The sequence below is a fragment of the Pantoea sp. EKM103V genome (assembly GCF_011800365.1).
Classification (GTDB): domain Bacteria; phylum Pseudomonadota; class Gammaproteobacteria; order Enterobacterales; family Enterobacteriaceae; genus Pantoea; species Pantoea anthophila.
This window is the reverse complement of sequence record NZ_JAALFQ010000059.1, coordinates 1-292: the sequence shown is the minus strand read 5'-3', so window position 1 is coordinate 292 and position 292 is coordinate 1. Positions and strand designations below refer to the sequence as shown.

Here is a 292-nt window from a genome sequence, read left to right as displayed (position 1 = left end):
CTGAGCAGGAGAAATGCCATGAACACACAGAACGTCAACGTCAAAACCGCCACGCCAGAATCTCCCAAAACATGCGCGGAAAAGCAGGGCGGGGCGCTCAGTCCGGCGCAGTTTCGCGATCTGTACGATCACCTGCACAGGCACGGCGTGTTCACCGGCATCAGCGGAGTTAATGGTGCGCAGCTGGCTGAGCTCAATGCGCTGGAGGAGCCCATGGAGGAGCCTGAAGCGGCGATCGTTTACCTGCACAACGGCTGGCCGCTGGCGCTGTATGAGTACGACACCGGTTACC

1 protein-coding gene is annotated in these 292 nt (G+C 59.9%); it reads left to right on the top strand.

Annotated elements, in window-relative coordinates; all coding sequences use genetic code 11:
• Positions 1 to 18: 18 nt before the first annotated feature.
• Positions 19 to 292 (top strand): hypothetical protein (locus HFD97_RS22100; RefSeq protein ID WP_167434920.1); only part of this gene is annotated, 274 nt, incomplete at its 3' end.